We start from the raw sequence: 10744 nt of genomic DNA on the forward strand, positions 1-10744 counted from the left end.
GCCACCGGCCCCCGCGGGCAACGCGCCGGCACCGGCGCCCGCGGGCAACGCGCCACCGGCCGACGTGCCGCCGGCCGAGCAGCCGGCGCCCCCGGACCCGCGCAAGGAGCTGGCCGACCGCATCGCCGATGAGAAGAAGTGGCGGCAGAGCACCCGCCAGGGCGTCCAGTTCCTGGCGCTGCAATTCCAGGCGACCCGCTGCGACAAAGAGGACATCCTCGCCGGTAACGACGACCCGAATCTGCCCCTGGTGACCTGTTCGACCGACCACAAGGTCGCCTACCTGCTGGCGCCGTCGATCATCAGCGGCGACCAGATCCAGGACGCCACCTCCGGGATGAACCAGCGCGGCATCGGTTACGTGGTCGACGTGCAATTCAAGCCGGCCGCCGCCAACATCTGGGCGGACTTCACCGCCGCCCACATCGGCACGCAGACCGCGTTCACGCTGGATTCCCAGGTCGTCAGCGCACCGATGATCCAGGAAGCCATCCCCGGCGGCCGGACGCAGATCACCGGCGGCGACCCGCCGTTCACCGCCGCGACCGCCAAGCAGTTGGCCAACGTCCTCAAGTACGGCTCGCTGCCGCTGTCCTTCGAAGCGTCGGAGGCCCAAACCGTCTCGGCGACACTGGGATTGACCTCATTGCGGGCGGGGCTGATCGCGGGCGCCATCGGGCTGGTCCTGGTGCTGCTGTATTCGCTGCTGTATTACCGGGTGTTGGGTCTGCTGACGGCCCTGTCGTTGATCGCTTCCGGCGCAATGGTTTTCGCGATCCTGGTGATCCTGGGCCGTCAGATCAACTACACCTTGGATCTCGCCGGCATCGCGGGTCTGATCATCGGCATCGGCACCACGGCGGACTCGTTCGTGGTGTTCTTCGAACGCATCAAGGACGAGATCCGCGAGGGCCGTTCGTTCCGGTCGGCGGTGCCGCGAGGCTGGGTGCGGGCCCGCAAGACGATCGTGTCGGGCAACGCCGTCACGTTCCTGGCCGCCGCGGTGCTGTACGCCCTGGCGATCGGTCAGGTGCGGGGATTCGCGTTCACGTTGGGGCTCACGACGATCCTCGACGTCGTGGTGGTGTTCCTGGTGACCTGGCCGATGATCTACCTGGCGTCCAAGTCGCCGACGTTGGCCAAACCGGCATACAACGGCCTGGGAGCCGTTCAGCAGGTGGCCCGCGAACGCCGGGCTTCGTCGCAAGTGAAGACGGGACGGGGATAGCCCATGAGTGCCTCCAAGGCATCCAAGGACGCGACCGAAATCACCGAGGGCTCCGGCGACGTCGCGCAATTGACCGACGGTGGGGCCGGCGAACAGCGGCACGGCTTCATCTCGCGGCTTTACACCGGTACCGGTGCGTTCGAGGTGATCGGCCGCCGCCGTCTCTGGTACGGGATCAGCGGGGCGATCGTCGCGGTGGCGATACTGTCGATCCTGTTGCGGGGCTTCACCTTCGGCATCGATTTCAAGGGCGGCACCACGGTGTCGATGCCCCGGGGCACGGTCCAGACCTCGCAGGTGGCCGACGTCTTCCGGAAAACCATCGGCCGGGATCCGGAGTCGGTGGTGATCGTCGGCAACGGCGGCTCCGCGACCGTGCAGATCCGCTCCGAAACGTTGACCAACGACCAGACGGCCAAGCTGCGCAACGCCCTGTTCGATGCCTTCCAGCCGAAGGGCGCCGACGGTAAGCCCAGCAAGCAGGCGATCAGCGACGCGGCGGTATCCGAGACCTGGGGCGACCAGATCACCAATAAGGCGCTGATCGCGCTGGTGGTGTTCCTGGCATTGGTCAGCCTCTACATCACGGTGCGGTACGAGCGGTACATGGCCATCTCCGCGCTGACGACGATGGTCTTCGACCTGACCGTCACCGCGGGGGTGTACTCGCTGGTCGGTTTCGAAGTCACCCCGGCCACCGTCATCGGCCTGCTGACGATCCTCGGTTTTTCCCTCTACGACACCGTGATCGTGTTCGACAAGGTCGAGGAGAACACCCACGGCTTCCAGCACACCACCCGCCGCACGTTCGCCGAGCAGGCCAACCTGGCGATCAACCAGACGTTCATGCGCTCGATCAACACCAGCCTGATCGGCGTGCTGCCGGTGCTGGCGCTGATGGTGGTGGCGGTGTGGCTGCTGGGCGTCGGGACGCTCAAGGACCTGGCGCTGGTCCAGCTGGTCGGCATCATCGTCGGCACCTACTCGTCGATCTTCTTCGCCACCCCGCTGCTGGTCACGCTGCGCGAGCGCACGGAGCTGGTGCGCACGCACACCCGCCGCGTCACACGACGCCGCAAGGGCGGCGCCGAACCGGCCGAGGAGACGACGGCCGCCGACGAGACGACGGCCGCCGAGGACGCCTCGGCGTCGCCGGCGACCACGGCGTCCACCGCGTCCGACAAGCCCGCACCGAACAAGCCGGCGCCGGGTGCGCGCCCGGCCCGCCCGACCGGGACCAGGCGTCCGAGCGGCAAGCGAAACGCCGGCCGGCGGTAGTCGCCATGGCCGTCAGGTATCGCCTCGTTTGGGGCGCTATCGGTCTGGCTGCAATGCTCGTCGCGGCCGTCACGCTGACCGCCTGCTCGGGCAGCGCCGCCTCCCAGATCGACTACGTGGTCGACGGGCGGCTGGTCACCTACAACACCAACACCGTCGTCGGCGCGGCATCGGCCGGGGCGCAGGCCTTCGCCCGCACGCTCGCCGGTTTCAGCTATCACGGTCCGGATGGCCAGACCGTCGCCGACCGTGACTTCGGCACCGTGTCGGTGGTCGGCGGTTCGCCGCTGGTGCTCGACTACCAGATCGCCGACAACGCCGTGTACTCCGACGGCAAACCGGTCACCTGCGACGACCTGGTGCTGGCCTGGGCGGCGCAGTCCGGCCGGTACCCCGACTTCGACGCCGCCACCCAGGCCGGATACCTCGACATCGCCAACGTCGAGTGCCTGCCCGGGCAGAAGAAGGCCCGGGTGTCGTTCATCCCGGACCGCGGCGTCGTCGACTACAACCAGCTGTTCACCGCCACCACGCTGATGCCGTCGCACGTCATCGCCGACCAGCTGCACATCGACGTGACCGCGGCCCTGCTGAGCAACAACACCCAGCTGGTGCAGCAGATCGCCAAGTTGTGGAACACGATCTGGGACCTCAAGCCCGGCCTGGACCTGAAGAACTTCCCGTCGGCGGGGCCGTACAAGATCGAACGCGTACTGGACGGCGGGGCGGTGGTGCTCGTCGCCAACGACCGGTGGTGGGGTCCCAAGGCCATCACCAAGCGCATCACCGTGTGGCCGCAGGGCCCCGACATCCAGGACCGGGTGAACAACCGCAGCGTCGACGTGGTCGACGTGGCGGCGGGCTCGTCGGGAACGCTGACGACCCCGGACAACTACGTCCGCGCCGATTCACCGTCGGCCGGCATCGAGCAGTTGATCTTCGCCCCGCAGGGGCCGCTCTCGCAGCCCAAGGCCCGGCGCGCGCTCGCGCTGTGCACGCCCCGCGACAGCCTCGCCCGCGACGCCGGGGTGCCGATCGCCAATTCGCGCCTGAACCCCGCCGCCGACGACCCCGTCACCGCCGGCGACGGCGCCGCGGAGGCCGCCCAATTCGCCAAGGCGGATCCCGCCGGGGCCCGAGCCGCGCTCGGCGGTGTGCCGACGACGGTGCGGATCGGCTACGCCGGGCCCAACGCGCGGCTCGCGGTCAACGTCGGAGTGATCACCAAATCGTGCGCCACGGCCGGTATCAGTGTCGTCAACGTCGCCCTGGACACGTCCGGGCCGCAGGCCCTCAAAGAGGGGAAGATCGACGTGCTGCTGGCCAGCACCGGTGGCGCCACCGGCAGCGGGTCGACTGGCTCCTCGGCGATGGACGCCTACGACCTGCACAGCGGTAACGGCAACAACCTGTCGGGTTACTCCAACCCGCAGATCGACAGCGCCATCGGCGCGCTGGCGGTGTCGGCCGACCCCGCCGAACGCGTCCGGCTGCTGGGTGAGGCGGCGCCGGTACTGTGGGGCGACATGCCCACGTTGCCGCTTTACCGGCAGCAACGCACGCTGCTGATGTCGAAGAAGATGTACGCGGTGAGCAAGAACCCGACCCGCTGGGGTGCGGGCTGGAACATGGACCGATGGGCGCTGGTGCAGTGACGAGCGTCGGCGGAACCTCATCGGTGGCGAACGTCATCGCCTCGCTGCTGCGCGAGGTCTCGGACTTCCCCAAGCCAGGGGTCCAGTTCAAGGACCTGACCCCGTTGTTCGCCGACCCGCACGGCCTGACGGCGGTCACCGACGCGCTGGCCGAGATCGCATCCGGCGCCGACCTGGTAGCCGGGATCGACTCCCGCGGGTTCCTGGCCGCGGCGGCCGTCGCCGACCGGCTGCGCACGGGCGTGCTGGCCATCCGCAAAGGTGGAAAGCTGCCGCCGCCGGTGCACGCCGAGCATTACGACCTGGAGTACGGCAGCGCCACGCTGGAGATCCCCGCCGACGGCATCGACTTACGGGGTCGTCAGGTGGTGATCATCGACGACGTGCTGGCCACCGGGGGCACCCTGGCCGCGGCGGCCCGGCTGCTGGAGCGCACCGGCGCCACGGTGATCGCGGCCGCGGTGGTCCTCGAATTGACGGCGCTCGGCGGCCGTCGGGCGGTCGCCGACCTGCCCGTGCACAGCCTGAGTCAGGTCTAGCCGGCCAACCGCGCGATATCCTCGAGGTCGGAGGTGACAACGTGGCGGACGACAACAGCGCGGCGCAGGCGCTTGACGCGCCCACTGACGTCGCGGAGTCCCTGCTGGTCGGGGAGCCGGTCACGGCCCAGGCCGTCGAGCCGCCGGAGCAGCCGGAGCAGCCGACCGAGACGCTGAAGACCTCCAGCAGCGCGTCGCGCCGGGTTCGGGCCAGGCTGGCCCGCCGGATGACCTCCCAGCGCACCGCGCTCAACCCGGTGCTGGAACCGCTGGTGGCGGTGCACCGCGAGATCTACCCGAAGGCGAACCTCTCGCTGCTGCAGCGCGCCTTCGAGGTCGCCGACCAGCGGCACGCCACGCAGTTGCGCCATTCCGGCGACCCGTACATCACCCACCCGTTGGCGGTCGCGAACATCCTCGCCGAATTGGGCATGGACACCACGACTTTGGTGGCCGCCCTGCTGCACGACACCATCGAGGACACCGGCTACACGCTCGAGCAGATGTCCGAGGAGTTCGGCGACGAGGTGGCGCACCTCGTCGACGGCGTGACCAAGCTGGATCGGGTGGTGCTGGGCAGCGCCGCCGAGGGCGAGACCATCCGCAAGATGATCACTGCGATGGCCCGCGACCCCCGGGTGCTGGTGATCAAGGTCGCCGACCGGCTGCACAACATGCGCACCATGCGGTTCCTGCCGCCGGAGAAGCAGGCGCGCAAGGCCCGCGAGACGCTGGAAGTCATTGCGCCGCTTGCTCACCGGCTGGGTATGGCGAGCGTCAAGTGGGAGTTGGAAGACCTGTCGTTCGCGATCCTGCACCCGAAGAAGTACGACGAGATCGTCCGGCTGGTCGCCGGCCGCGCGCCGTCGCGCGACACCTACCTGGCGAAGGTCCGCGCCGAGATCACCAACACCCTGGGCGCGTCGAAGATCAAGGCGACGGTGGAGGGCCGGCCCAAGCACTACTGGTCGATCTATCAGAAGATGATCGTCAAGGGCCGCGACTTCGACGACATCCACGACCTGGTCGGCATCCGGATCCTGTGCGACGAGATTCGGGACTGCTATGCCGCTGTGGGCGTGGTGCATTCGCTGTGGCAGCCGATGGCGGGGCGGTTCAAGGACTACATCGCCCAGCCGAGATACGGCGTCTACCAGTCGCTGCACACCACCGTCGTCGGCCCCGAGGGCAAGCCGCTGGAGGTGCAAATCCGCACCCGCGACATGCACCGCACCGCCGAATACGGTATCGCCGCGCACTGGCGCTACAAGGAAGCCAAGGGCCGCAACGGCGTTCCGCATCCACACGCCGCCGCCGAGATCGACGACATGGCCTGGATGCGTCAACTGCTCGACTGGCAGCGGGAGGCCGCCGACCCCGGCGAGTTCCTCGAATCGTTGCGCTACGACCTTGCGGTGCAGGAGATCTTCGTGTTCACGCCCAAGGGCGATGTGATCACACTGCCCAACGGGTCGACGCCGGTTGACTTCGCCTACGCCGTGCACACCGAGGTCGGCCACCGCTGCATCGGCGCCCGGGTCAACGGCCGGCTGGTGGCACTGGAACGCAAGCTGGAAAACGGCGAAGTCGTCGAGGTTTTCACGTCGAAGGCGCCCAACGCCGGGCCGTCGCGCGACTGGCAGCAGTTCGTGGTGTCGCCGCGCGCCAAGGCGAAGATCCGGCAGTGGTTCGCCAAGGAGCGCCGCGAGGAGGCGCTGGAAGCCGGCAAGGAGGCGATGGCGCGCGAGGTGCGTCGAGGCGGACTTCCCTTGCAGCGCTTGGTCAATGGCGAATCCATGGCGGCGGTGGCCCGCGAATTGCACTACACCGACGTGTCCGCGCTCTACACCGCGATCGGCGAAGGCCACGTGTCGGCCCGCCACGTGGTGCAGCGGCTGCTCGCCGAACTCGGCGGGATCGACCAGGCCGAAGAGGATCTGGCAGAGCGCTCCACGCCGACGACCATGCTGCGCCGGCCGCGCAGCAGCGACGACGTCGGCGTCTCGGTGCCGGGGGCGCCCGGGGTGCTGTCCAAGCTGGCCAAGTGCTGCACGCCGGTGCCCGGCGACCAGATCATGGGCTTCGTCACACGCGGCGGGGGAGTGAGCGTGCACCGCACCGACTGCACCAATGCGGCATCGCTGCAACAGCAGTCCGAGCGGATCATCGAGGTGCATTGGGCGCCGTCGCCGTCGTCGGTGTTCCTGGTCGCCATCCAGGTCGAGGCGCTCGACCGGCACCGGTTGCTTTCCGACGTCACGCGGGTGCTGGCCGACGAGAAGGTCAACATCCTGTCGGCGTCGGTCACCACCTCCGGCGACCGTGTGGCGATCAGCCGGTTCACCTTCGAGATGGGCGACCCTAAACACCTCGGCCACCTGCTCAACGTGGTGCGCAACGTCGAAGGCGTCTTCGACGTCTACCGCGTGACGTCCGCGGCCTAACGAGCCCTGCTCGCCCGCTTGTTCGGCGCCGGCAGGCGGACGACCTTGGTGTCGGACGCGTGCTGGTCCTCCAGCACGATCACGCCCTCGGCGTCGCTGCCCACCGGCTTGGCCGCCCCCTCCAGCACCTCGCCCACGATGCGCACCACGGGTGGCAGCGCGCTGTTGGTCAGCACCTTGAACAGCGGTACCGCCGCGATGAACATCGCCAGCGGCGGTTCGATCAGGCCCAGCGCGGTGGCGGCGACCAACCCGCCGAAATAGCCCACGGATCGCGGTACGTCCACCTCGACGGTCCCCACTTGGACTTCAAGCACGTTCTCCGGTGCCCCGAAACGGATCTCCACCGCGCTGTTGGTTGCCATAACGCCCTCCTGCTTGGGATCGCAGGTCGGGTACCCGGTGTGGCGCGATCTAGCCGATCCGCACCGAGTTGATGGTGACCGGGTTGGTGGGGGCGCCGCTCTGCCGGTTGCCGGCGATGCCGGCCTCGGCGATCTTGTCCAGGACCGCCAGGCCCGCCTGGCTGATGGTGCCGAGCACGGTGCTCGTCGGCTGCAATTCGGAGTCCCGGAAAACGAAGGAGAACTGGCTGCCGTTGGTGTTCGGCCCGTCGACGGCCATGATCACGGTGCCGCGCGGATAGAGCACGGTCGCCCTGAGCCCGGGGTCCCCGGCCGGATATTGATCGGTCGGATACTCATCGGCGAATTGGTAGCCCGGGCCACCCGAGCCGTCGGCCTCGGGACCGCCGCACAGCAGCGACCCGCCGTCGGTGGAGTTGATCAGCCGGGCGCACTGGGTGTTGTCGAAGAATTGCTGCTTGGCCAGGCTGACGAAACTGTTGACCGTGCAAGGGGATTCAGAGTTGGCGAGCTGGATGCCGATGTCACCGAAGTTGGTGGAGATGGTGGCCGGGATTTCCGCGGGTTCGGTGGAGACCCTGCCGGACGGGGGCGGGCTGACGGGCTTGACGACGGTGTCCGGCGCGCTGGGGTACTGGCAGTTGGCACCCAGATCGGCCGGCGGCGCGAACGCCGGCAGCGGGGGCACGGTCGCCATAGCCTGCCCGGTCGGTCCTGAGGTCGCACCCTGCCGGTTGGGCACCCGGGCGCGCGACGCGCTGGTGGAGGCCGCGCCGTTGGCGGAACCATCGTTCTGGGTCACCAGCGCGATGACCAGCGCCACCACCGCGGCCAGCGCCAGCGTGGATGCGCCGACGATGCCGAAAAGCAGACGCCGGGAGTGCGTCGGGGCGCGGTAGGACGGCTGCGGCTCCGGGCTGGGGCCGGTCGGGGGGAAGTCCTGGGTGGGCGGCCCGGCGGAAGGAGGCGGCGGCGTGGCCGGCGCCGCTGGGGGATTCCATGCCGCGGTCCCGGCCGGGGCGGCCAACGCCGCCCTGGCGGCCTCGGCGAGCTCGATTGCCGACTGATAGCGCTGTTCGACGTCTTTGGCCATCCCGCGGGCGACCACCGCGTCGAGGGCCGGGGATACGCCGGCCACGGTTGCCGACGGTCGCGGCGGCGGCGTGTTGAGATGCGCGTTGAGTTGTTCCTCGAGGCTTTCGCCGACATAGGGACGCTTGCCGGTCAGGCACTCGTGCAGCACGCAGGCCAACGAATACACGTCGGCGCGGTGATCCGTTGAGCCCCTGAACCGCTCGGGCGCCATATAGGCGACGGTGCCCATCGTGTGACCGGTCTGCGTGAGCGACGTGTCCGCCAACGTGCGGGCGATGCCGAAGTCGATCAGATACACGAAGTCCCGCGCGTTGGTGACCAAGATGTTCTTCGGCTTGATGTCGCGATGGACCAGCCCCGCGTGGTGGGCGCTGTCGAGCGCCGCGGCAACCTGTTCGATCACGGCGACCGCGCGCTCGGCGGACAGGCGCCCACCGTTCTCGGCGATGTACTGCAACAGGTCGCGGCCTTCGATCAGCCGCATGTCGACATAGAGCCGGCCGTCGATCTCCCCGTAACTGTGGATGGGCACCACATGCGGGTCGTTCAGGCTCGCCGCGATGCGCGCCTCCCGGCGGAAGCGTTGCTGAAACTCCTGATCCTCCGCCATGTTCGGCGGCAGCACCTTGAGGGCGACGACCCGGTCGGTGGCGGCGTCGTAGGCGCGGTACACCTCGCCCATGCCGCCGCGCCCCAGAACGTCCAGCAACTGGTAATGCCCGAAAGATTCTGACCCCACGCAACGACCTTAGGCGGTGGACCGCCCGCGGGTCGCGCGATCTCACCAATCGGCGGCGACGTTGCGCTGCTTGGCTTTAGTCCAGCAACAGCGACGTGATGGTGACCTCGGAGGCCGGGGGACCGTCCTCGCCGCCGCCCGCCACACCGGCTTTGGCGATCTTGTCCAGCGTGGCCAGCCCGTCGGGCTGGATGGTGCCGAACACGGTGTACTGCGGCGGCAGCTGGGAATCCTTGTACACCATGAAAAATTGGCTGCCGTTGGTGCCGGGGCCCGCGTTGGCCATCGCCAGGGTGCCTCGCGGGTAGAGGACGGGTTGCTGGGCCTTCGGGTCGTTCGGCGGGTATTGGTCGGTCGGGTACTCGTTGGCGAACTGGTAGCCCGGACCGCCCGTGCCGTCGCCCTTGGGGTCACCACATTGCAGGACGCCCAGGTCCGCCGACGTGGTCAGCCGGTGGCACTTGGTGTTGTCGAAGTACTTTTGACCGATCAGGCTCGCGAAACTGTTTACCGTGCAAGGGGATTCATTGTTGGCGAGCATCAGTCCGATGCGGCCCTGATTGGTCACCATGCTGGCGCTCACCTGGGCCGGGTCGGTCGGCACCTTGCCGGTGCGGGGCGGCTTGACCTGCTTGGCGGCCGGTTCCGGCGACGCCGGGTACTGGCAGTTGGCGCCGAGGTCCGCCGACGGCTTGAACGCCGGCAACGGCGGAACGGGCGGCGTCGGCCCGGCCGGCGTGGTGGTCTCCGGTGAGCTGCTGGGGGCGGACGAGGTGGAGCTCGCGGCGCTGTTGTTCTTGTGCTCGTGCTTGGTGTTGATCACGGCGAGCACCACCGCGACGACCACGGCGACGGCTACGAGCGATCCGGCGGCGATCACCACGATTCGGCGCATCTTGGCTTGCTTCGCGCGCCGCTCGAGCTGCCGTTCGAGCTTGCGCTTGGCGTTGGCACGTCGCTGTTCGTTGGTCGGCACGGCCGTATGCCTCCATGGTTGGTAGGTCGGGGCCCGCAAAAGGCGTCAGTGGCCAGCTCAGGCTAATGTGGGCGCCGCGACCGGTGTCAAGTGGGGCCCGTGGGAAACTGGGAACCGTGTTGATCACCGGATTTCCCGCCGGCATGTTGCAGTGCAACTGCTACGTGCTGGCTGAGCGCCCGGGAACGGACGCCGTCATCGTGGATCCGGGGCAACGGGTGATGGGCCCGCTGCGGCGCATCCTCGACGAGAACCGGCTGACCCCGGCCGCCGTGCTGCTGACCCACGGACACATCGACCACATGTGGTCCGCGCAGAAGGTGTCCGACACCTATGGCTGCCCGACCTTCATCCACCCCGAGGACCGGTTCATGCTGAAAGACCCGATCTACGGCCTGGGCCCGCGGGTGGCCCAGCTGGTGGCG

The 10744-nt window shown here is 68.7% G+C and carries 9 protein-coding genes; 6 read left to right on the top strand and 3 right to left on the bottom strand.

Annotated features, from left to right (window positions below; all coding sequences use genetic code 11):
- From secD to A5681_RS14960, 5 genes are all read left to right on the top strand, one after another.
- Positions 1 to 1228, top strand: a 1228-nt coding sequence (gene secD / locus A5681_RS14940) for a protein translocase subunit SecD (RefSeq protein WP_067276021.1), incomplete at its 5' end; no start/stop codon positions are given.
- 3 nt (positions 1229 to 1231) lie between these two features.
- Positions 1232 to 2506, top strand: coding sequence for a protein translocase subunit SecF (gene secF / locus A5681_RS14945; RefSeq protein ID WP_067276024.1), 1275 nt, complete (start codon positions 1232 to 1234; stop codon positions 2504 to 2506).
- Between the two features lie 5 nt (positions 2507 to 2511).
- Positions 2512 to 4161 (top strand): ABC transporter substrate-binding protein, encoded by a 1650-nt coding sequence (locus tag A5681_RS14950; protein WP_067276027.1) that lies wholly within the window; start codon positions 2512 to 2514, stop codon positions 4159 to 4161.
- The gene (locus A5681_RS14955; RefSeq protein WP_067276031.1) at positions 4143 to 4700 is read left to right on the top strand and encodes an adenine phosphoribosyltransferase; all 558 of its coding nucleotides are present in this window, start codon (positions 4143 to 4145) and stop codon (positions 4698 to 4700) included. Before A5681_RS14950 ends, A5681_RS14955 begins: the two co-directional genes overlap by 19 nt.
- A gap of 41 nt (positions 4701 to 4741) precedes the next feature.
- Positions 4742 to 7144: a RelA/SpoT family protein gene (locus tag A5681_RS14960; RefSeq protein WP_067276052.1), complete on the top strand. Its 2403-nt coding sequence runs from the start codon at positions 4742 to 4744 to the stop codon at positions 7142 to 7144.
- On the opposite strand, the gene A5681_RS14965 is transcribed toward A5681_RS14960, so the two are convergent.
- The 3 genes from A5681_RS14965 to A5681_RS14975 all read right to left on the bottom strand — a co-directional run bounded on the left by A5681_RS14965 (position 7141) and on the right by A5681_RS14975 (position 10319).
- A complete protein-coding gene (locus A5681_RS14965) occupies positions 7141 to 7509 on the bottom strand; it encodes a hypothetical protein (RefSeq protein WP_067276054.1) in 369 nt (122 codons plus the stop codon). The genes A5681_RS14960 and A5681_RS14965 overlap by 4 nt on opposite strands.
- Positions 7510 to 7558: 49 nt before the next feature.
- Positions 7559 to 9343 carry a protein kinase domain-containing protein gene (locus tag A5681_RS14970; protein ID WP_067276057.1) on the bottom strand — a complete coding sequence of 595 codons (1785 nt, stop codon included), beginning with the start codon at positions 9341 to 9343 and terminating at the stop codon, positions 7559 to 7561.
- Between the two features lie 76 nt (positions 9344 to 9419).
- Positions 9420 to 10319, bottom strand: a complete 900-nt coding sequence (locus A5681_RS14975) for a peptidylprolyl isomerase (RefSeq protein WP_067276059.1) — start codon at positions 10317 to 10319, stop codon at positions 9420 to 9422.
- Between the two features lie 116 nt (positions 10320 to 10435).
- On the opposite strand from A5681_RS14975, the gene A5681_RS14980 reads away from it, so the two are divergent.
- The coding region (locus A5681_RS14980; RefSeq protein ID WP_156737993.1) for an MBL fold metallo-hydrolase at positions 10436 to 10744 on the top strand (309 nt) is incomplete at its 3' end.

This window comes from Mycobacterium scrofulaceum (assembly GCF_001667885.1).
GTDB classification, from domain to species: domain Bacteria; phylum Actinomycetota; class Actinomycetes; order Mycobacteriales; family Mycobacteriaceae; genus Mycobacterium; species Mycobacterium scrofulaceum_C.

What these genes read in the sequence shown, in the direction of transcription:
- secF (WP_067276024.1), top strand. Translation starts at nt 1,232, where the DNA reads ATGAGTGCCTCCAAGGCATCCAAGGACGCGACCGAAATCACCGAGGGC.
- A5681_RS14950 (WP_067276027.1), top strand. Translation starts at nt 2,512, where the DNA reads ATGGCCGTCAGGTATCGCCTCGTTTGGGGCGCTATCGGTCTGGCTGCA.
- A5681_RS14955 (WP_067276031.1), top strand. Translation starts at nt 4,143, where the DNA reads ATGGGCGCTGGTGCAGTGACGAGCGTCGGCGGAACCTCATCGGTGGCG.
- A5681_RS14965 (WP_067276054.1), bottom strand. Translation starts at nt 7,509, where the DNA reads ATGGCAACCAACAGCGCGGTGGAGATCCGTTTCGGGGCACCGGAGAAC.